Source organism: Rhodosalinus sp. FB01 (genome assembly GCF_041365715.1).
GTDB lineage: Bacteria > Pseudomonadota > Alphaproteobacteria > Rhodobacterales > Rhodobacteraceae > Rhodosalinus.
Window position 1 is genome coordinate 170447 of record NZ_JBGFSH010000006.1, and the last position, 20901, is coordinate 191347.

A 20901-nucleotide genomic window follows, 5' to 3' on the forward strand; every position below is an offset into this window, starting at 1 on the left:
TATCCGAAGATCAGCGCGGTTCGTGGCAAGAAAAGCCGCTCAGGACTTTTGAGCCGCGCTTTTTACCCCTGATCGAGGCTGTCGAGGTCGAGTCCGTGTTGCAACTCGACCTCGACAAAGGCCATCAAGCCAGGCCTCCATAGATCACGTTGTGCGAAACTCCGCAGGGCGGTGATAGCATCGCCCGGCGGGCAGGGTGACGGTGTCGGTCCCGACGCCCGGGTGTTCCAGCGTAATCCGCCACTCGCTGAACCTGATGATAACGTCGTCGAACTCGTGTTCGTGCCGCCGGTTTCGACCCTGGGGCGAAATCGAACTCGGTGATGCGGTGCGCGTCGCCGTTGGGCGGGCCTGTGGACGTTCGGACATCTGGCCTCCTTTCGCCTATGCGGGCAGGCGGCAGGGACAGAAAACCACCGGCCGCTTGGACTGCGGGGCGAAATCGTTCAGGCCAGCGCGGCGCGCAGCGCCCGGGCGGCGTCGATGGCGCCCTCGGTGTCGGAGTGAACACAGATCACGTCAAAGGTGATCGGCACGTCCTTGCCGTCCAGCGTGTCCACGACACCCGCCTCGACGGCCTTTCGGCACCGCGCCACGACCTGATCAACCGATACCTTCGGCGGGCTGCGCGAAATGACGAGTGACCCGTCAGCCCGATAGTTCAGGTCGGCATAAAGCTCGGCCATGAACGGTATGCCGCGCGCCTTGTAGACTCTGTCGTGCTCGGTGCCGGCCATGCCGAACAGGGCCGTCTCGAATGTCTCCGCGACGTCCGCCACGGCATGCGCCACCTCCGCGTCACGCGCGGCCATACCGTAAAGCGCGCCATGCGGCTTGATATGGTTCATGGCAAGGCCATGCATGTCCATGAACCCCTTCAGCGCGGAAACCTGGTAGATCAAGATATCGCGCAGCTCGTCGCGCTCGATCTTCATTTCGCGGCGTCCGAACCCTTGCCGGTCCGGCAGGGACGGATGCGCGCCGACGCGCACGCCGTTCTTCGCCGCCAGCTCCACCGTACGATGCATGACAACGGGGTCTGAGGCGTGAAACCCGCAGGCGACATTGGCGATGTCGATATGTTTCATCATTTCGGCATCGTCGCAGACGCTGTAGATGGCAAATCCTTCGCCCATGTCGCAATTCAGTTCCATATCGGTCTCCTGTCTTTAACGTCACGAATGGGCCGGTGGAAGGGACCCGGAAAGCACCTCCGACATCGCGGCAAACCGGGCCCTTCGGTCAAGGGCATGGCGCGAATACTAGAGCTTGCTCATGTTCCCAACTACTGACACGCACTACAAACTCATATTATTGGGACGTGTTTTCGATTTTTTCGAATTCGTTCGAATGAAAGTCCTAAAACCTCGCTCTCTAGGCAGGGGGCTGAAGAACGCGCGCTGGAAGGACGCTGTCGCTGTCGTCACGGTTTGACTGCGGTTCTCCGTCGAAGGCAGCAACGGGCCGCGGCAAAGTGTAGAAGTCGAGCCAAGTTCGCAGCTGGGCGCGGGCCTCGGGCCCGGTCTCCCAAGCGTTTAGGTAGACGCACTCGTAGTTCAGACTGCGCCCGAGGCAAATCAACGAAGATTTTGGAGAGGAAGCACCCCCTTGCCGTCCATCGAGATGCGGACCCCTGCAAGCCGCAGCCGGTCCGCCCAGGCGAAGGCGGTAAACTTCGATCCCTGGTCCGTGTTCATGATCTTCGGCGGGCCCAATGCCCTCGTTGAGCGTCTCGACGCAGAACTCGACTTCCAGCGTGTCCGACAGCCGCCATGCCAGCACACGGTGGCTGCGCCAGTTCATGATCGCCACGAGGTAAAGAAGGCCCCGTCGCATTGGACTATAAGTGATGTCGGCGCACCAGACCTGGCCGCGCCGGTCGATCATCAGCCCGCAGAGCAGGTAGAGGGGTCAACTTTGGATGCCGTTTGACACTCATGCGGGGCGTGGATGCCGACAGCGGCATCGTGCACAGCCCTGGAGACCACAGCGGCCAAGATGCACGACAGCCAAGGTCCAGGACGACCTTCTGCATGGGCAGGAGACGTCGGTCGCGGCCGACAAGGGGTATGTCAGCGCGGGGCTGGAGGCCGTGTTCTCCAGCACCGGCAAGGCCGGGGGCGGTTTTGCCCTAGAATCAATCCTCTGGATCGATTTCTTAATACTCGAACTTCGCAAAACGCCGAAGGGCGGCGCGCTGCATCCCCTCCACCAAGACATCAACCGGATCATCGCCAAGGTGCGGACCCGGGTCGGGCATCCGTTCCGAGCGCTCAAGCGCCAGTGCGAGTATCTCAAGACTGGCTGCCGCGCCCTCGCCAAGAACCGGGCGCAGCTCTTCACGCCGCTCGCCCTCGGCAACCTGTTCCTCGTCCGACGGAGGCTGCTGGCATGAGGCGGTGTCTGCTCTCGGACGCCGGGCAAGACTATTCGGGCCAGGAAATCCCCCGGAATTGTCTGCGTCAACGGCCGAGTGGTCCGTGCAAGAGCGCCTGTGCCCGAAAATCGGGGAAGTCGAACCGGTAGTTCAGAAGATCGTAAAATACTGCAAAAAATGGAATTCCTTGCTCCCTTCGGCTGTGGTGGCCCAAGGATGTTCAGGGGATCAAATCGCAGCTATCCTGCCTGCTGCAACGGAAGGAGCCGTGCGGATGATCACACTGCGGCAAATCAAGTATTTCGCTGCGGTCTGCCAGACCCAGAAGATCAACAATGCGGCGGCGCAGCTGAATGTCTCGGCCTCGGCAATCAGTTCGGCCATCAAGGAGCTGCAGGAAATCGTGGGGGTGCCGCTGCTGGAACGGCATCGCCGCGGGGTTAACCCGACGCCCGAGGGGCAGCGCTTTCTGGGGCATTGCATCACCATACTGGCGAACGTGTCGCATGCGCTCGATGAAATCCCGGGAAACCGGACTGAGATCACCGGCACCCTGCGGCTGGGCGTGACCGTGACAATCGCGGGGTATTTCCTGAGTTCACCCATTTCGCGGTTTTCCCGAGCGTTCCGGAACGTCGATTTGCAGATGACGGAACTTCCGCGTGAGGATCTTGAACAGCGGTTGATAGACGGAGAAATCGACATTGGGCTGATGCTGGTGGGCAACATCAGGCGCGTCGAGGACCTTTCGCGCGAAACCCTGATCCGCTCGCCCCGCCGGCTCTGGACCCAGACCGGTTCGCGGTTGAGTGCCTCGCCAACGGTCCCGCTGAGCGCGCTGGCCGACGAGCCCTATATACAGCTTCTGATCGACGACGCGCAGGATTCTACCGAACGGTACTGGGCGCGCTATGACCTCAAGCCGAAAATCCGGTTTGCCACGGCTTCGGTTGAGGCGGTGCGCTCGCTCGTGGCTAGCGGGCACGGGGTCACCATCCTGTCGGACATGGTCTATCGCCCCTGGTCGCTGGAGGCGGAGAGGATCGAATGCTTGGACCTCGACGACCCTGTGCCTCCGATGGAGATCGGCCTGGCTTGGGGGCGCCGGCGCGACCTGCCCGGTCCGGCGCTGGCATTTCGCGATTACTGCCGCTCCGAGGTCAGCCTGCGCCACCTGAACACGGACCTCGATAACACGTCCCTGAAACGGCTGTTCTGAGGCGCCTCAGCCGTAGGGTTGGCTCTGTTTCATGCTGTCGCGCGCAGCGAAACCGGCCTGCCAGCGCGCAAGCCCGGGACAATAGGTTCGCCAGTCTCGGCCATAGCGGTAATCGACATAGCCGAGCATCGAGGCCGCGACCACCTGTTCCAGCCGCACCGGGCCGGCGGCGATGTCGCCGGCCATGCCTTCCATGTGTGCCAGGCCGCGCTCAAGCTTGCCGGCAAGCCGCGCCAGGGCATCGGGGCTGCGTTCGCGGTCGGGTCGGATGCTTTCCATCCGGTGGCCGAAGCACGTATCGGTCAGCCCCATGGCAAGCGCCGCCCGCGTGGTTGCTTCCATGTCCCCGGCGTGCAGGAAATCCGGCCTGTCGGCACGCATGGCGAAGAAGGCAAAGATCGTGCGACTGTCATAGATCGCCTGCCGCCCGTCCACGACCAGCGTCGGGATCTGGCGCAATGGGTTGAAAATGTCCAGGAACTCGGCCCTGTACACGTCGATAATCCGGTAGTCAAAGGCAAGGCTCAGCTCCGTACCCACGACCCGTGTCATCCGCGCATAGGGCGAGTTCGGGCCGCCGTAAAGGACAAGCTCGCGTTCCATGGCTGTCGTCATCGCTGGTCTCCTGGCGTCGTCAACACTGCGTTGCGGCGGGTCCGAACCTGCTCTTCCACAAGAGCGGTGCGGAGGGCGGAAAACGCCGGCCCGTCCGCATCGTGCCCGCGCGAGTCAACCGCAGCCCCGATCGCCCGCGTAGGCCGACGCGCGAACGACGCTTGGGCGCAGTTTTTGACTCGACCACCTAATCGAACATTCACCCGCGATTCATTTCGGAAGAATGGAGAGCCCATCTTTTTCGGCGCTCCTTCCATTACATCAGCATCAAACATCTTTACGGTCAGATTGGCATTAAATTTCTTCGTCTATGGGACAAGGAAGTTGTCCACATAATTTTGTGCGTCCTTTCGGCTGCTGAAGTGATAAAATCCATCGTTTGTCCGCGCATTGATCCCGCTGAGGAAGGTTTTTGATGTCAAGGCCGGAAAAGCCTTCGTTTCATCAAAAACTGGAATCCAGTAGATTTCGTTGACGTCTGCAGAGGCCGGATGCTCGGCATATAGAAATGCCGCTTTCATGGCTTCCCCCCTTTAATTTTAAGCTCTTTTAGATTAAACGCGGATTCGCTTGAGTTCCAGACCAATAAGCTTTTTCAGTAGCGCCACGATTTTTTTGTGATCCGAATTCTCTTAGAGTTTGCCCAGAGAAGAGTTCTTCTCCCCAGCGAACTCAGCCTGTGTGGCGCTGCCGCTGTCAGGCGGTGTCCATCGCCTCGCGTATGCCGTCGTCGAAGTCCTTCTGGCTTTCTGGCGAGAACGGGGCGAAATGGCCTAGGACCGAGGGCAGCACCTTGAGCGTCGCATTGGGCATCTGGGCGACCTCGGCCTCATTATCCACGGGCGGGAAATACTGATCGGTCGAGGACGGCATGACCACCGCTCTTGCCTTGATCGCGCCTAGGGCCTTGTCGAAATCACCTCCATAGGCGGGCTGGTCGCTGATGTCGCCGTTGCTCCAGGTCCACATCTGGTTGATGAGATTGTTGGCATCGCGGGCGCCGAAATAGGCCTGCCAGAAATCGGCGAGGAAATCGTCCAGCGTCGGGTGCCCGAACGCCTTGAAGACTTCCTGCCGGTAGAACTCCTCGGACATACCCCAGCCGGCATAGATATGGGCCATCACGTGCATCCCCTCCAACGGGGGCATGTCACCGTAATAGCCCCCCTTGAAAGCCGGATCCGCCTTAATCGCCTTGATATTCGAATTTAAGAACAGCTTGTTGTAGTTACCAGTGCGGGCCGCGCACGCGACCGGGGCGATAGCCTTGATCATCTCTGGGTACTGCGCGGCCCATTGGTAAGCCTGCGTGCCGCCCATCGACCAGCTTGCGACCAGCGCGATCTCGTCGATTCCGAATTTTTCGGTCACCAACCGGTGCTGTGCACGCACATTGTCGTAATAGGTCACGTGGGGAAAGCGCGCGAATTCATGCGGCGGCGGCGTGTTGCTCGGTGACGAGGACTCGCCCATGGAAAACAGCGCCGGGATGATCACGAAATGCCTCGCCGGGTCGATCGCCCGGCCTTCGCCTACGAAGATCGGTGGCACATCGCCGATATAGCCGGTGAACCATGTCGGGCAAATGACCACGTTGTCCTTCTTCGCGTTCAATTCCCCCAGCGTGGCATATGCCAGCTTCGCATCCGGCAGGACGGTTCCTCGTTGGGTGGCAAAATCGCCCAGTTCAAAAATTTCCGGCTTGACCATGGGAACCTCCCGCTTCGCTTCACCAATAAGACTTATTAGAAAATATTGCTTCCATAAAGCCGAAATAACGAAAACAATAATTCGGAAAAATCGAACTCAAAATCTTCCGGCAGCCTTGCTACGGGTGCTGGCTGACCGCTTCGAGTCAGTCTCGGCAACGACAGTGACGCTGTACCTTATGCCGTGCAGAGACCACGCCAATCGGCGAGGGCGGCAGCGCGGTTGGCATTGAAAAGAAGTCTGCTGGGGAGGCCGTGCTCGCTGGTGAAGAGGTTGATGAGGGAGGCGTGGACGGATGCAAACGTCTGCAGACTCCGCACCCGTCAAAGCGGCAGGTGCGAGTTCTCCGCCCGGTTGTTCACCCAGCGACCCGTCTCCTGGCGAAAGCCGGCGCCAACCTAACTCTGTCAGCGCGGCTCTGTAGGACTTTGCCATATCGGTCACGATCGCCTCAGAGTTCCCGTGCGTTCACATTGCTGCCCTGAGGAGTTTCAGCGTCGCCTTTCGATCGCAGGTCTTGGTCACGAAGCGTTCAAGAACCTCTCCCGTGATCGACCGGCTGCCAGAGGATTAGCAGGTGCCAGCAAAGCCTGACCGTCGCGTGACTGATGTCGACACCTCGCTCCTGCAGCAGGCCCTCAACGTTCCGCAGTGATAGCTGGGATCGGACTCCGAGCATCGCCGCCAGGCGGATGATCTCTGGGCTCGGCTTGACCCACTTGAAGGGGCAGAGCTGGGTCATGCTCGGACGCCATCCCCCCTGCCCCAAATCAAGGTTGGTTTGTCTGACAACGCTCCCCTCACACCTCCCAGAAAGCGCGGTAACCGCTTTCAGGGAGTGTGAGCTTCGTCGCCTGGGGCCACTGCGCTCGCTGTCATGAAGTCCGCAAATGCCTTTGCGGCCGTCGGCAGTTCCACATTATTGGCCCAGGCAAGACCAACGTCCATTGTAGGCACGGGGTCGGCGATAGGCACAACCTCAACACGTCGGCCTTCTAGTGACCATGGCCGATACACCATGTCGGACAGGATAGTAATACCCATTCCCGAAGCCACCATCGACCGAACGGATTCCACCGAAGAGGTTCGAAACAGCACCTTCGGACGGTAGCTGGTTAGATTCCAGTAACGTTGCGCGGTATTTGAGGCGTCGTCGACCGTAAGCATGATATATGCTTCTTCTGCCACATCCTGCAGCGTGATCGTGACCCGCTGGAGCAGAGAATGGCGCGTAGGTAACCAGAGGCGGCGCTGAGAACGCATCAGCGTTTTGTATGCGATGCTCTCCTGATCCACGATATTGGAGGTAAGCATAACCCCAATATCAAAGGCACCAGATACAAGCCCACTTTCGATATCACGGCGTGAAGCCTCAGTTAGTTGTAGCTGGACCTGAGGATGCGTGCGCGCGAAGCGCTCCAAGTGAGGAGGCAAATAGTAGCCAGCGACGGTGTAGGTCATAGCCAGGCGCAGCGTCCCTGAGACCAAACTGCGACTTTGTCGTGGTGCGTGAATTGCCTCGTCAACGGCCACGAAAACCCGCTGGGCATGCTGCAGGAAGATCGTACCGTCATATGTCAGTGTCACGCCCCTCACATGCCGGCGAAACAATGGCGTACCGATGATCTCCTCAAGTTGCTTGATCGCGGTGGTGACCGCGCTCTGCGACACATTGAGATCGCGAGCCGCGCGCGATACTTGCCCAGAGTTGGCGACCGCGATGAAGTAGCGAATCTGGCGCAACGACGGGTCCATCAGAAAATCCGATACCTGCGATCCGATTTTTCGAGGTTGTTGCTTTGCCCTCGCGCGCTGGGCGGTCGACCTCGCAAGGCTTCGCTGCCAACCAACAACAAATAGTATATTACAATCAAAGTTTTCCCCTCTTTTACGCCTCAGCAGAAGATGCGGCAGGTACTTTAGGACGCTCACTGCCTAGCGACTAGGTATCAGAAAATCAGAACTTTGGGGTCCGATCAATGAATTTGCAATCGCTTCGCCAAAGACGACGATCAAAATGTCGCGCCGGTAACTGACGCGGCTCACGCGGGTTCGCGCGGGCCGGCGCCCCAACACGGAGGCTGAACAATGACCACCGCACAAATTCTGAGAGGCCTAGCTGGCGCATCCGCGCTCGCGCTCGCCACCGCCGCCCACGCGCAGGAAGATGCCTGGTATCCCTACCCGGTCGAGAGCTGGGACCCGCCCTTTGACATGTCATCGCCTCGCACTTCTGTCGATTACGTGCCGCTCGAGCAGGCCACCCAGCCGTGGGACATATGCGTTTCCTTCCCACACATGAAGGATGCCTACTGGCTTGGCGTCGGCTACGGCGTAGCCGAAGAGGCCAAACGGCTCGGAGTGAAGATGCAGCTGGTCGAAGCCGGCGGATACACCGAGCTCAACACCCAGATCAATCAGATCGAGGACTGCGTGTCGGCCGGCGCCGACGCCGTGATCATCGGCGCGATTTCCTTCGACGGGCTCAACAACCTGGTCTCGCAGGTTCGCGCTCAGGGCATTCCGGTGATCGACGTCATCAACGGGATGTCCTCGCCGGAGCTTTCGGCAAAGTCGCTGGTCTCTTTCGGTGAGATGGGCGCCAAGGCGGGGGCCTTCCTCGCCGAGATGCACCCCGAGGGGTCGGAGGCGGTCCAGGCCGCGTGGTTTCCCGGGCCCGCAGGAGCGGGCTGGGTCGAGGCAGGCAATTCCGGCTTCCTCAGCGCGGTGGAAGGCTCGGCCGTCGAGGTGGTCGATACAAAATACGGCGACACCGGCAAGGAGGCGCAGTCTGCGCTCGTCGAGGACGCGCTCGAGACCTATCCCGATCTCGATTACATCGTGGGCACTGCGGTCACGGCCGAAGCCGCTGTCCCGATCCTGCGGTCGCGCGGCCTGACGGATCAGGTCAAGGTCATTTCCTACTACTACACGCCAGGCGTGGACCGGGGCATCGCCCGCGGACAGATCATGGCGGCGCCGACGGATTCCACAGTGGTCCAGGGTCGCATCGCGGTGGATCAGGCAGTCCGCATTCTCGAGGGCGAGGACTACTACCCGCATGTCGGGCCTGCGCTCTACGTGGTCTCTGAAGAGACCCACGATGAGTTCGATCCCTCGTCCACCCTCGCACCGGAAGGCTTCCGCCCCGTCTTCCGGGTGGAATGAACCGCAAATGAACCAGCCCGTCCCGCTTCTCGCGACAAAGGGAATCATCAAGGATTACCCTGGCGTGCGCGCGCTCGACGACGTGGATTTCGATCTGCGTCCCGGCGAGGTGCATGTCCTTTTCGGCGAGAACGGGGCGGGCAAATCGACGCTCATCTCGATGCTCTCGGGCGCGAACAGGCCGACCGCGGGCCACATCGAGATAATGGGCGAACGCGTCGATCTGGACAGCGTCCACGATGCGCGGGAACGCGGCATCTCGGCCGTGTTCCAGGAGTTCTCGCTAATCCCGCAAATGACGGTCGAAGAGAACCTTTTCCTCGGCGCCGAACACACGCGGCGAGGCTTTCTGGACAAGCGGGACATGCGGCGCGAGGCGAAAAGCCTGCTCGCCGAGCTCGATTTCGACCTCGACCCGAAGCGCACGGTGGATCACCTGACGCGGGCCGAGCAGCAGATGGTCGAAATCGCCAAGGCCTTCCGCGGCGAGCTTTCGGTGCTCATTCTCGACGAACCGACCGCATCGCTCACCGATCACGAGACAGCGCAGCTTTTCCGGCTGGTGGAGCAACTGACCGAGCGGGGTGTGGGCATCGTCTACATCACCCACCGCATGGCCGAGATCCAGCGCATCGGCGACCGGGTCACGGTGCTGCGCGACGGCCGCTATGTCGCCACCCTCGATGTCGCCGAGGCCGACGAGGACCGGCTGGTGCAGCTGATGACCGGCCGCGAGGTGGGCGCGATCTTCCCCGAGCTCGATCTCGGACCGCCTGGCGCAGAAATTCTGCGGCTTGAGGATGTGACCACGGCGACCGGCTCGGTCGTCAACGTCTCGCTCGACGTCCACGCCGGCGAGATCGTCGGACTTGCCGGCCTCGTGGGATCCGGCAAGTCCGAGGCCATGCAGGCCGCATTCGGGGCGCTTCCGATCGCGCAGGGGCGGGTGAGCTACAAGGGCGAGGCCGTCACCGGCCGGTCGCCGGGGCGGTCGATACGGGCGGGCTTTCTCTATCTGCCGGCGGACCGGCGCGAAGAGGGGTTGCTCATGATGCGGCCTGCGCGCGAGAACATGACGCTCGCGGCCCTCGACGTGGCGCCCGTCGCACGCGGCCCCTTTCTCGACTGGAGCGGCGAAAAGCGAATGGTCGCGGAGCTCTCCGAGCGGCTCAACCTGTCGCCCCGGCAGCCGGAGCGGGCCATCGACCATTTTTCCGGCGGCAACCAGCAGAAGGCGATGCTGGCCCGCTCGCTTACGCGCGACTTCGACCTGATCGTGTTCGACGAGCCCACCGTGGGCGTCGATGTCGGCACGCGAGCCGCGATCTACGCCTTCATCGTGGATCTCGCGCGGAAGGGCGTGGCAATCGTTCTGATCTCGTCCGATCTGCCTGAGATACTTCACCTCGCGACACGGGCCTACGTCTTCTACCGGGGGCAGGTCCAGGCGGAACTGCCGCAGCAGGAACTGACCGAGGAAGCCGTCCTCGCCCACTTCTTCGAAAGGGAGAGCGCTTGATGAGCGACACCGCCGCAGCAAAGCCCAAGGGTGGTCCCACGGACTGGCTGAAGCGGCTGTTCGTACGGCTCGGCATACTGCCGTTCCTCTTGGTGATCTCCGTAGTGGTGTTCTCGCTGATGTCGGAAAACTTCCTGACCGGGCGCAACATGATGAACGTGCTGCGCCAGTCCGTCTATCTCACTATCGTGTCCCTGGGGCAGATGTTCGCCCTGCTCACCGGGGGCTTCGACCTTTCGGTCGGCACGATCCTGGCGCTGTCCTCCGTCGTCGGCGCTATGACGATGGCCTCGATCTACGGCGCGATGCCCGATGCGGTCTGGCTCGCGATCTCGATGGGCTGCCTCGCCGGTATCGCGGCGGGCACGCTGATCGGCGTCGCGAACGGCATCGGCGTCGCCTTCTTCCGCGTCTCGCCCTTCATGATGTCTCTGGGCATGGCATCGGTGGGCTTCGGCATCGCGCTCTACCTCACGGGTGGCGTGCCGGTGTATGGGATGCCCATTCAGTTCGGTGATACCTTCGGCTTCGGCACGCTCCTGGGTGTCCCCACCCCGATCTGGGTCGCCGCAGTTCTGATCCTCGCGCTCTGGGTGCTGCTCTACTGGACGCGCTGGGGCCGCTACTTCTATGCCGTGGGAGGCAACCTGAAGGCCGCGCGCCTGTCGGGGATCAACGTGCAGGGCGTGCTCTTCTCGACCTACGTGATCGTGGCCGCGCTGGCCGCCATCGCCGGCATGCTGCTCACCGCAAGGCTGGACACCGGCGAGGCCAATATTGGCGCCTCCATGCCGCTCGAATCCATCGCTGCCTGCGTGATCGCCGGGGTCTCGCTCAGAGGCGGGATCGGGCGGCTGGAGAACGTGGTGCTGGGGGCGCTCTTCATCGGGCTCGTGCAGAACGGCATGAACCTAGCCCGCATCGAAAGCTACCTGCAGACAGTGGTGCTTGGCGGGCTGCTGATCCTCGCCGTGATCGCGGACCAGATCCGCCTGCGCTACGTCGCGTCGCTCAAGGACTGAGGGAGAACCGAGAATGGCCGATCTGAACTGTGACATGGGCGAGAGTTTCAGCCTCTACCGGATGGGCGACGACGCGGCGATCATGCCCCATATCACCCAGGCCAACGTCGCCTGCGGCTTCCATGCCTCCGATCCGAACCACATGGCCGAGACCGTGCGACTGGCGAAACAGCATGGCGTCAAGGTCGGAGCGCATGTCTCGCTGCCGGATCTTGCGGGCTTCGGCCGGCGTGAAATGAAGATCGACCGCGCCGAGATGCTGAACATCGTCCTCTATCAGATCGGGGCGCTGAGCGCCTTCCTGCGCCAGCAGGGCACCGAACTCGCGCACATCAAGCCGCACGGCGCGCTCTACGGAATGGCCGCACGCCAGGAGCCCATTGCCGAGGCCTGCGCCGACGCCGCCGAGGTCTACGGGGTGCCGCTCATGGGTCTTTCTGGAACGCTGCACGAGGCGGTCTACACGCGTCGGGGGGTGGGCTTCCTTCCGGAATTTTTCGCCGATCTGGATTACGACGACGAAGGCAGGCTGATCATCACGCGCGAACACAAAGGCGTCCCGCCCGAGGTCGCGGCGGCCCGTGCCGTGCAGGCCGTGCGCGAGGGCACGCTCACCACGACGGGCGGCAAGACGCTGCCTGTGCAAGCCGAGACGATCTGCGTCCATTCCGACACGCCCGGCGCGGCGTCCATCGCCGCCGCCGTCCGCGAAGCGCTAACCGGCCTAGAGGCCGCCTGAAGCAAAGACGATACGCAAGAGGGACACGCCATGGCACACGAGATCAAATCGCCCATTCCGGGGACGTTCTACCGCCGCCCTTCCCCCGAGGAGCCGCCCTTCAAGAAGGAGGGCGACGCGGTGGCCCGCGGGGACACCATCGGGCTCGTAGAGGTGATGAAGACCTTCCACGAAGTGAAGGCCGACGGCGACGGCACGGTCGCCTCCTTCGAGGTTGATGACGAAGAGGCCGTGATGGCCGGCCAGACGCTCTGCAAGCTCGACTGATGGCCGTGAGGAAGCTTCTGGTCGCCAACCGGGGCGAGATCGCCGTCCGTATCGTGCGGGCGGCCCGAGACCTTGGCATTCCTACCGTGCAGGTGCATTCCGAGGCCGACGCGAACATGGCCGCGGTGCGGCTCGCGGACGAGGCGGTGGAAATCGGGCCGCCACAGGCCTCGAAATCCTACCTCGACGTCGAGGCGATCCTCAAGGCAGCGCGGGACACCGGCGCTGACGCGATCCATCCCGGCTATGGCTTTCTGGCGGAGAACGCCGATTTCGCCGATGCGGTCGAGGCCGCGGGCCTCACTTTCGTGGGGCCGACGGGCGATACCATCCGCTTGATGGGTGACAAGGCTGCGGCCCGCGCGCAGGCGCAGAAGGCCGGAGTGCCCACGGTGCCCGGTTCGGACGGGGTCGTGAGCGACATGGACGATGCCGGCCGGCTGGCCGCCGAGATCGGCTTCCCTGTCATGATCAAGGCCGCAGCCGGCGGTGGTGGTCGCGGCATCCGCGTCGCCGGGACGCCAGAGGAGTTCGCCCGCCTCGCCCCGCAGGCCGCGCAGGAGGCGAAGGCCGCCTTCGGCAACGGCGGGATCTATATCGAGAAGGTGATCGAGCGCGCCCGCCACGTTGAGGTGCAGGTCCTGGGCGACGGGCACGACGTCATCCACTGCTGGGAGCGCGAATGCTCGTTGCAGCGGCGTCGCCAGAAGGTTTGGGAGGAAGCGCCCTGCGTCGCCTTGGACCAGGAGACGCGAGAGCAGCTTTGCCACGCGGCCGCCGATCTTGCCCGCGCGGTGCAGTATCGTGGCGCAGGGACGGTGGAGTTCCTCTACGACGACGCCTCGGGGGAGTTCTACTTCATCGAGATGAACACCCGCATCCAGGTCGAGCACCCGGTGACCGAGATGATTACCGGGATCGACCTCGTCGGCGAAATGCTCCGGATCGCGGGCGGCGGACGGCTTCCGCACACGCAGGATCAGGTAAAGATCCGCGGCCACGCCATCGAAGTGCGCATAAATGCAGAGGATCCGGCGAAGGATTTCATGCCGTTTCCGGGGACGGTCGAGGAGCTTGCGACACCGGATGGACCGGGCGTCCGCTTCGATTCGATGCTCTATCGCACCTACACAGTGCCGCCCTTCTACGACTCGCTGCTTGGCAAGCTGATCGTCTGGGGCGAGACGCGCCACGCGGCGCTCACCCGGCTCGGTCGCGCGCTCGACGAACTGCGTATCGAGGGTCTGCCCACGACGGTGCCACTTTTCAAGGCGCTGCTGGCGACGGACGAGCTGCGACGAAACGATGTCCATACCCGTTGGCTCGAACCGTGGCTCGAGGCCAACGCACACACCATCGCCACTGAAAACAAGGGGGGACAAGCCGCATGAAATGCCGATACAGCTTTGGCGGGGACGAGCATATCTTCGTCGAGGTCGACGAGGCCATGTCGCTCGAGGCGTTCTTCGTCTCGCTCGCGATCACAAACGCCGTCAGGGAGGCCGAGATCGAGGGGGTCACCGAGATCTGCCCAGCGAATGCCTCCTTCCAGATCAAATTCGACCCCGACGTGATCGCACCCGACGCCCTCATGGAAAAGATCAAGGCGTTCGAGGCGGACGCGGACAAGGCCGAAAAGCGCCTGAACACGCGGATCGTGGAAATCCCCGTCTACTATCAGGATCCCTGGACGCACGAGACCCTGATGCGCTTCCGCGAACGCCATCAGGACCCCAACGCCACGGATATCGAATACGCAGCCAGCATCAACGGCTTCGAGGACGTGCCCGCCTTCATCAAGGCGCACTCCGGGTCTCCGTGGTTCGTCTCCATGGTGGGTTTCGTATCCGGCCTGCCCTTCCTCTATCAGATGGTTGACCGGCCGCGGCAGATCGAGGTTCCGAAATACCTGCGCCCGAGGACGGACACGCCCAAGCTCACGGTTGGCTACGGAGGCTGCTTTTCCTGCATCTACTCGGTGCGCGGCGCTGGCGGGTACCAGATGTTCGGCATCACGCCGATGCCCATCTTCGATCCCCAGCAGGAGGTGAGTTACCTGCGCGACTTCATGGTGTTCTTCAAGCCGGGCGACATCGTGAAGTTTACACCGATCACGCGCGAGGAATACGACGCGGCCGTCGAACAGGTACATGCCAACACGTGGACACCCCGGACGGCCGACGTGGTCTTCTCTCTTGACGACTACAACGCCGATATCGACGGCACCAACGCCAAGCTGCTGGAGGCGCTCCATGCCGGTTAATGTCATTTCATCAGGGATACTCACCACCATCCAGGACCTGGGCCGCCCCGGCTACTTTCATCTCGGCATCCCCATCGGCGGGGCGATGGATCGGCTCGCGATGCGTGCAGCCAACCTGCTCGTCGGCAACCCGGAGGATGCAGCAGGTCTGGAAACCGTTTTCATGGGGCCTGAACTGGAGTTCACCGAGGCCGCGACCGTGGCCGTGTGCGGCGCCGACCTGCCGCCCAAGGTAAACGGCGAGCTGAGCGAGAGCTGGAGCGCCTTCGACGTTAAGGCGGGCGACGTCCTGTCGTTCGACTTCCTCAGGTCCGGCGCGCGAGCCTACATCGCCATTTCGGGGGGCATCACGACGCCGCCGATGCTGGGCAGCCGCTCCACCTATCCCATCGGCGCGTTGGGCGGCATCGAGGGCCGCGCGGTGCAGCCAGGCGACACCATCCCCATCGGCCCGGACAAGGCAGCGGGGAGAGCGGGCAAATCCGTGCCCGAAAACCTTCGCCGCGGTCCGGGTGCAGAGGCCCAGCTGCGGATGATGCCCGGCCTCTACTGGCACAGGATCACCGAGGCGGCGCAAAAGGCCTTCTTCGAGGACACCTGGAAGGTCGCGAACGAGGCGGACCGCATGGGATACCGCTTCCAGGGCGGCCGCCCGATGGAGTTCGTCCCGCGCGAGCAGCCCTTCGGCGCGGGATCGGATCCCTCGAACATCACTGACGCCTGCTATCCTTACGGCTCGGTGCAGGTGCCCTCGGGAACCGAGCCCATCATCCTGCACCGCGACGCGGTCTCGGGCGGCGGGTATTTCATGATCGGCACGATCATCTCCGCCGACATGGATCTCATCGGCCAGCTTCAGCCGAACACGCCCACCCGCTTCGTCGCGGTCGACATGGAGGCGGCGCTCGAGGCACGCGCAGACCGCAACGCCGCGCTCGCCGCCTTGCGCGACGCGGTAGCCTGACCAAAGGAGGATTGAACATGATGCGCAATACCACGCTCTCTACCGCTGCGCTTGGCGAGCAGTCGCTGGCCAAGTCCGCGCTTTTGGTGGTCGCAGGATCCGTTCTGCTGACGCTGTCCTCGAAGATCTCGGTGCCGTTCTTTCCCGTGCCGATGACGATGCAGACCTTCACGGTCCTCCTGCTCGGCTTTGCCCTGGGCGCCAGGCTCGGCCTCGTGACCGTACTCGCGTGGCTGGCGCAAGGCGCCGTGGGACTACCCGTCTTCGCAGGGCCCGCAGCGGGGATCGCGTATTTCGCGGGACCGACCGGCGGCTATCTTGCAGGCTTCGTCTTTGCCACATGGGCCACCGGCGCGCTGGCCGAACGCGGCTGGGACCGCTCGCTCGTCGGCAGCGCCGCGGCCGCTCTCCTTGGGCTTGCGGTAATCTACGCATCGGGTCTTGGCTGGCTCGGGACCGTGGTCGGCTGGGACAAGCCTGTACTGGAATTGGGCTTGATACCCTTCCTTCCCGGCGAGTTGGTGAAGCTCTGCCTTTTGGCCTGTGCGCTGCCTCTCGCTTGGCGCGCGCTCGGCCGCGGCGACAGCTGAACCATGTGCGGCGGTGCCACGTCCGGGACAGCGACAGGAACCGTCCTGATCGAGAACGCATCGACGCGCGTTACCGAATGGCGCTTCCCCAGGCGTGGTGACAACACCGGCTGGCACCGCCACGAGCACGATTACGTGGTGGTGCCGCTCTTCGACGGTCGCCTCACGCTGCGCGAACCTGGCGGCGTCGAGCGCGAGGCCCGGATGCGCAACGGCGTTCCCTACTTCCGTCAGAGCGGTGTCGAACACGACGTCGTGAACGCAAATGACTTCGAAGTCGCATTCATAGAGATTGAGTTCCTCTGACCATAGGCACCGGACAGTTCGGAGTAGACCGGCGGAGCGCCCGAACTCCGTGTCACTCGAACCCGGCTCGAGGCGCCTCGCCTGACAGCCGCCTCCAAATGGGCGGTGAGCAGGGACCTGACACTGCAAAGTAGCGAACCTTGGTCGCCCATCGAGACTTGACCGGCCCTATCCGGACGTTCGCCAAGTTGTCCATCGCTGCGGCGCAGCTTCCCTGAACCGGTCCTTGAAGGCAAACCCTCCATGGCAAAATCCATTCAGATGCCCCGCAGGTGCTGACGTCGGACACTCGCAACTTTGTAGATCAGTGCGAACACAGCCCAAGTAAGAACAAACTCTGGTTGAATTCCCATTTCTTCTTGGTTAGCCAGTCCGCGAAAAAGAGTAGGGGCACTTGATATGTTTTCAGCCACTTACGTCACCGTCGGCTTCATATTCATGATGGCGAGCGGCCTTATTTTTGAGGTCGATAAGAACTGGTTTCCGGAAAGCCTCAAACGCGCGATCGTGCTTATCGCGGTTCTTTGCGGCATCTATGTATTTGCCGCAGGAGTTCACCTCTTGGGTGGTTGGGAAGAGCGCGTTGCCGGAATGTCTGAGGCTACTTCTGGCTCTGGCGGGCGTCGAGGCGGCTTCGTTGTCCTCTTCATCCGCTTTCTTCCTTTTGCCCTTATGGGCTTCTCCGCATACGCACTGCTCTACCTGAGATATCCGGTTATCCGCATGATGAAAGGGGGAAAGGTTTAGGGTATGAACTCCGCCAGTAAACTCGAAGCGATTCGGTTGCTGATGGCCCTGAGCTGTCATTTGAACAATGAGTTACGGATGGCAGCTTTCTGAGGGCCGCTCAGAGAAACTCTGGCTCCGGCCCCTTCTCGTAACTATGCCCCTTCTCCAAAGTCGCTTTTCTTTCAGAGGCCTTCTTGTGAAAATCGATTAGGGCCTGAAGATCCGCTTCAATATCTTCATGAGGCGGCAGTTCCGGCGGCAAATCTGGCACCCTGTCATGTCCGGAATAGTGCGAACATCTTTTCATACCCTCAAATATAGCCGGATAGTCGTCAGCCGGATCATAGCACGCATGTTTAAGACTCTGTGTCATTATTTCCGGACGAAAGCGCTGGATCGTTCCGTTGAACAGAATTTCTTCGACGATTCTTTCCCAAGTCTCGCGCATGAGAGTGTAGATAGCTGTCAAGTTATCACGGAATTCTGCAACGGCTGGGTCATAGCCATCCTTAAAGAGCCGGGCTTTGGCCTCATTGAGTTCGCCGATGCGCTGCTTTGTCCTTTTAGTATGGGACGGCCTACCCGAGTTATCAATAATGCCGAACTTTGTCCCGCCTTCGCTCGACATCCACTCCGCATGGCACGGTTGTCCAGCGCGGCGGGCTTCATTCTCCACCATGTAGTGAAAGACAATATTGTGGGTAAAAATAATGACCTGTCGACCGGCCACAGCCTCTGCCACAAGCCGTTTAGCGACAGCCTCCATGCGAGAGTGATCGAGTGAGGATACGGGATCATCAACAATGATCCCGTGCTCCGCTCCGACTTCAATCAACTCGGCAAGGAAGCAGGAGAGAGCCAGTGCTCGTTGCTCGCCTTCACTAAGAACATCGCTGTTGTTGGCAACACGTTGTTGGGCAGTCAGACCCACCTCGATAACACTGTCTCCGCCCGCACTCCTATCAGAGAGGTCAATCGGAATATGGGAAAGCCTGAGCGTCTCAAGCTCTTCTGTGAGCTGCTTTTTTAGACTCTCAGTCAGCACAGCGCGACGGCATGCCGTAAGCTGGCGGGCAATCGGACCGGAGGCACATTGCTTGCGCGCATCCTTGATCTTCAGTCTCTCCGCGAGCTGTTTGAGCCGCGCGACGACAGTCTCAATTTCCTGGCTGAGGCGCTTATTGTCCTCAAGCTCCGCTTTGGTCGCGTTAAGCTCTTCGAAACGCGCGGCTTCTGCCTTGGCATCTTCAAGCCCATTGATCTGGCACTTGAGCGCTTCGATGTCAGCATCAATTTTTTCGATCAGATCGGCCTGAACAGAAACCAGCTCATCGGCCCCACCGAAGGTATTCTTTTTGATCATCGCCTTGATGGCATCAAGGCGCTCTGTAAGCACCCCATATCCCGTGACTATTTCTGCGGTGATGGCTTGGCGTTCATCACTCATTCCACCGTAAACGCCAAGCAGCGCTTCTGCTTGCTCAGGTGTTTTGATGCGCAGTGCATTGATTGAGTCGACGAGTGCATCATAAGCCGCTACTGCTTTCTGGCTATCGCTCGCGGCTCGCCCTAAGATGTATTGGTCGAATTCTGCCATGCGCGCTGAAGCAGCGCCATCCAGCGGCTGCTGGCAAAGCACACATGTTTCGCCGGTAACGAGCTTAGGCTCATCGTGATCGGGAAACGCCTCAACCGCGAATTCCCGGGCGTAGATAAGCATCTGCTGCCAAGCTACCGACCCGATGTCCGGAATCGGCATCCCATCACCAAGACCGCGCGCGGCGGCTTCGGCTGCTGCGGCCTTAGTTATCATTTCCCCATGAGTCTCTGAAAGCTTTTTGACGCCTTCTTCACCCAGTGAGGCAACGTGACCGGTAAGTTCGGTCTTTACGTTTTCGAGTTCCTGCTTTGCCGCCTTATGCGCACGAAGCTGCACCTTGGGGTCATCGCGTATCTCGTTGCTAACCTGTTGAAGCTCAACTTCCTTCTCATCGTTCCATGCGGCCAGTGCGCGCAGTCCGGCTTCGTTAGGTAGATCGGCTCGGGCTGTATCTGGGGAAAGCTTAGCCAACGCATCGGAAACGACAGTGCCTTCGGTATAGCCGCCGGGGAGAGCCGTGCGGATTGCGCCATCGAGTGCATTCTCACGGGCCTCAAATTCGCGATCGAGAGACTTTGCAGCCAGTGCCAGCTTGTTGAGAAGGTCGAGTTCGTAGGGAAGGAAATCCACTTTGCGGTCTTTGTCGACGTAAACGCGCGCCGTATCAGTGTCGAATACCGATATCCGAGCCAATTCCGGAGGTGGCGGATCACCTCGCCGCCATGTCGCCTTTTGGCGCTCAGGCTCTCCCCCTTCGATGCCAATTACAAGATCAACCTCTGGGGGATCAGCGGGTTTTTCCTCATAGACATTCCCTTTGAGTTCCTGAGGGCTCAAAGAGCGGCAAAGCTGCTTCGCTATCCGGCAATATCCGCTCTTCCCCGAGGCATTTGCGCCGTAAACGAGCGTAACTCCTTTCTTGGCAAACCTGATCGGCGGTTGGTCACTGGCCAGCCGATCTACGCGGCGGACCGGCCCGATCGAGCCAAGAACCGTTCGCGGGGCATCTGTTGCTGGATCCGATAGATGCTCTTCGGCCAGAGGACTGATAGGCGGGAGCTTATCATCAATCAGGCCAACCGCCTGCTCAATGACCTTTCGTAACGTCAAAAGATCATCGTCAGTTAGTTCTCCGGTTGTCGCTATACGCCGAAGCGCATCCTTTTGCCAAACGGGCCGTGCATCTTGATTGGACCAGGTAACAAGCTCTTCAAATGCCATCTACACACCTTGGCAAAGAAATATTTGCTGAGAGCTTAACATAGCAGAAATGCGATCTCTACCGGAAGCTGCAAGTTTGCAGCTGCACACCCGCCTCGCCCTCAGTGGGTGCAGTTGGCGAAATCATGATCGGGCTAGGAATGACCATTGAGACGGGATGGTTCTCCTATGCGGTCATCGGAGCATTTTGCAGCGAAAGTCGGCTTTCCGCCCTTTGTGTTAAATTCTCCAAGCGCGAACGTCGCGGCGAGCACGTCTGCTTCGGGCTGCCTGCCGACGAACAGGAGTGACCTATAAAGGCAAGAACTCCGGCGCCATGGAGGCTCGACAGAGAGCCGATCTTGCGCCTACGTCGAACGTCCGTTCTGGGGAAGCTGCACTGCAGCGATAGTGTCCAAGGTGGAAGGCCCCAGTGGGCCGCCGTCTACGGCAACTTGCCCGAGTTGGCGGCTTGGATGCCGTGTTACCGCATCACACCTCTGAGACCGACGTCGCGAATGCCCGTCATGCGCAGACGACGGCACCGAACAGGAAGCCGCCGCGACATGGCCGCAGAGGGGCTTTGTTGCGCAAAGAGGTTGAAGCCGAGACT

20 protein-coding genes and 2 pseudogenes are annotated in these 20901 nt (G+C 61.2%); 14 read left to right on the forward strand and 8 right to left on the reverse strand.

Annotated elements, in window-relative coordinates:
- Positions 1–446 precede the first annotated feature (446 nt).
- Both pxpA (AB6A65_RS11175) and AB6A65_RS11180 read right to left on the reverse strand, forming a co-directional pair.
- Positions 447–1154 (reverse strand): 5-oxoprolinase subunit PxpA, encoded by a 708-nt coding sequence (pxpA, locus tag AB6A65_RS11175; RefSeq protein WP_371038464.1) that lies wholly within the window; start codon positions 1152–1154, stop codon positions 447–449.
- A 289-nt stretch (positions 1155–1443) separates the two neighbouring features.
- Positions 1444–1905, reverse strand: a pseudogene (locus AB6A65_RS11180) (transposase); the annotation flags it as partial.
- 187 nt (positions 1906–2092) lie between these two features.
- Between AB6A65_RS11180 and AB6A65_RS11185 the strand changes: the two are divergent.
- Together AB6A65_RS11185 and AB6A65_RS11190 are read left to right on the forward strand one after the other, a co-directional pair.
- Positions 2093–2395 (forward strand): hypothetical protein, encoded by a 303-nt coding sequence (locus tag AB6A65_RS11185; RefSeq protein WP_371038465.1) that lies wholly within the window; start codon positions 2093–2095, stop codon positions 2393–2395.
- A gap of 256 nt (positions 2396–2651) precedes the next feature.
- Entirely contained in the window at positions 2652–3596 is a 945-nt protein-coding gene (locus AB6A65_RS11190; RefSeq protein ID WP_371038466.1) for a LysR family transcriptional regulator, read from the forward strand.
- Positions 3597–3602: 6 nt separating this feature from the next.
- Here the strand turns inward: AB6A65_RS11190 and AB6A65_RS11195 are convergent, their stop codons facing one another.
- The 5 genes and pseudogenes from AB6A65_RS11195 to AB6A65_RS11215 form a co-directional block, all read right to left on the reverse strand.
- Positions 3603–4211 (reverse strand): glutathione S-transferase family protein, encoded by a 609-nt coding sequence (locus AB6A65_RS11195; protein WP_371038467.1) that lies wholly within the window; start codon positions 4209–4211, stop codon positions 3603–3605.
- Between the two features lie 308 nt (positions 4212–4519).
- Complete coding sequence (locus AB6A65_RS11200; RefSeq protein WP_371038468.1) at positions 4520–4732, reverse strand: hypothetical protein; 213 nt, start codon at positions 4730–4732, stop codon at positions 4520–4522.
- A 175-nt stretch (positions 4733–4907) separates the two neighbouring features.
- Entirely contained in the window at positions 4908–5921 is a 1014-nt protein-coding gene (locus AB6A65_RS11205; RefSeq protein WP_371038469.1) for an alpha/beta fold hydrolase, read from the reverse strand.
- A gap of 176 nt (positions 5922–6097) precedes the next feature.
- Positions 6098–6663, reverse strand: a pseudogene (locus AB6A65_RS11210) (DDE-type integrase/transposase/recombinase).
- Between the two features lie 89 nt (positions 6664–6752).
- Complete coding sequence (locus AB6A65_RS11215) at positions 6753–7676, reverse strand: LysR family transcriptional regulator (RefSeq protein WP_371038470.1); 924 nt, start codon at positions 7674–7676, stop codon at positions 6753–6755.
- Between the two features lie 333 nt (positions 7677–8009).
- Here AB6A65_RS11215 and torT point away from each other — a divergent pair, with 333 nt between their 5' ends.
- From torT to AB6A65_RS11270, 11 genes are all read left to right on the forward strand, one after another.
- Positions 8010–9089: a TMAO reductase system periplasmic protein TorT gene (torT, locus tag AB6A65_RS11220; RefSeq protein WP_371038471.1), complete on the forward strand. Its 1080-nt coding sequence runs from the start codon at positions 8010–8012 to the stop codon at positions 9087–9089.
- A 7-nt stretch (positions 9090–9096) separates the two neighbouring features.
- Positions 9097–10608 (forward strand): sugar ABC transporter ATP-binding protein, encoded by a 1512-nt coding sequence (locus AB6A65_RS11225; RefSeq protein ID WP_371038472.1) that lies wholly within the window; start codon positions 9097–9099, stop codon positions 10606–10608.
- Positions 10608–11630 (forward strand): ABC transporter permease, encoded by a 1023-nt coding sequence (locus AB6A65_RS11230; protein WP_371038473.1) that lies wholly within the window; start codon positions 10608–10610, stop codon positions 11628–11630. Before AB6A65_RS11225 ends, AB6A65_RS11230 begins: the two co-directional genes overlap by 1 nt.
- 13 nt (positions 11631–11643) lie before the next feature.
- Complete coding sequence (gene pxpA, locus AB6A65_RS11235; RefSeq protein WP_371038474.1) at positions 11644–12369, forward strand: 5-oxoprolinase subunit PxpA; 726 nt, start codon at positions 11644–11646, stop codon at positions 12367–12369.
- A gap of 30 nt (positions 12370–12399) precedes the next feature.
- Positions 12400–12636, forward strand: coding sequence for an acetyl-CoA carboxylase (locus tag AB6A65_RS11240; RefSeq protein WP_371038475.1), 237 nt, complete (start codon positions 12400–12402; stop codon positions 12634–12636).
- The gene (locus tag AB6A65_RS11245; protein ID WP_371038476.1) at positions 12636–14027 is read left to right on the forward strand and encodes an acetyl-CoA carboxylase biotin carboxylase subunit; all 1392 of its coding nucleotides are present in this window, start codon (positions 12636–12638) and stop codon (positions 14025–14027) included. Before AB6A65_RS11240 ends, AB6A65_RS11245 begins: the two co-directional genes overlap by 1 nt.
- Positions 14024–14899: an allophanate hydrolase subunit 1 gene (locus tag AB6A65_RS11250; RefSeq protein ID WP_371038477.1), complete on the forward strand. Its 876-nt coding sequence runs from the start codon at positions 14024–14026 to the stop codon at positions 14897–14899. The genes AB6A65_RS11245 and AB6A65_RS11250 overlap by 4 nt, the downstream gene beginning before the upstream one ends.
- Positions 14889–15863: a biotin-dependent carboxyltransferase family protein gene (locus AB6A65_RS11255; RefSeq protein WP_371038478.1), complete on the forward strand. Its 975-nt coding sequence runs from the start codon at positions 14889–14891 to the stop codon at positions 15861–15863. Before AB6A65_RS11250 ends, AB6A65_RS11255 begins: the two co-directional genes overlap by 11 nt.
- Positions 15864–15880: 17 nt before the next feature.
- Positions 15881–16453, forward strand: coding sequence for a biotin transporter BioY (locus tag AB6A65_RS11260; RefSeq protein ID WP_371038479.1), 573 nt, complete (start codon positions 15881–15883; stop codon positions 16451–16453).
- Positions 16454–16456: 3 nt separating this feature from the next.
- Positions 16457–16759 carry a cupin domain-containing protein gene (locus AB6A65_RS11265; protein ID WP_371038480.1) on the forward strand — a complete coding sequence of 101 codons (303 nt, stop codon included), beginning with the start codon at positions 16457–16459 and terminating at the stop codon, positions 16757–16759.
- Positions 16760–17158: 399 nt separating this feature from the next.
- Positions 17159–17506: a hypothetical protein gene (locus tag AB6A65_RS11270; protein ID WP_371038481.1), complete on the forward strand. Its 348-nt coding sequence runs from the start codon at positions 17159–17161 to the stop codon at positions 17504–17506.
- Between the two features lie 100 nt (positions 17507–17606).
- Here the strand turns inward: AB6A65_RS11270 and AB6A65_RS11275 are convergent, their stop codons facing one another.
- Positions 17607–20309, reverse strand: a complete 2703-nt coding sequence (locus AB6A65_RS11275) for an AAA family ATPase (protein ID WP_371038482.1) — start codon at positions 20307–20309, stop codon at positions 17607–17609.
- A 140-nt stretch (positions 20310–20449) separates the two neighbouring features.
- On the opposite strand from AB6A65_RS11275, the gene AB6A65_RS11280 reads away from it, so the two are divergent.
- On the forward strand, positions 20450–20599 hold the full coding sequence (locus AB6A65_RS11280; RefSeq protein ID WP_371038483.1) for a hypothetical protein: 150 nt from the start codon (positions 20450–20452) through the stop codon (positions 20597–20599).
- Positions 20600–20901: the final 302 nt, after the last annotated feature.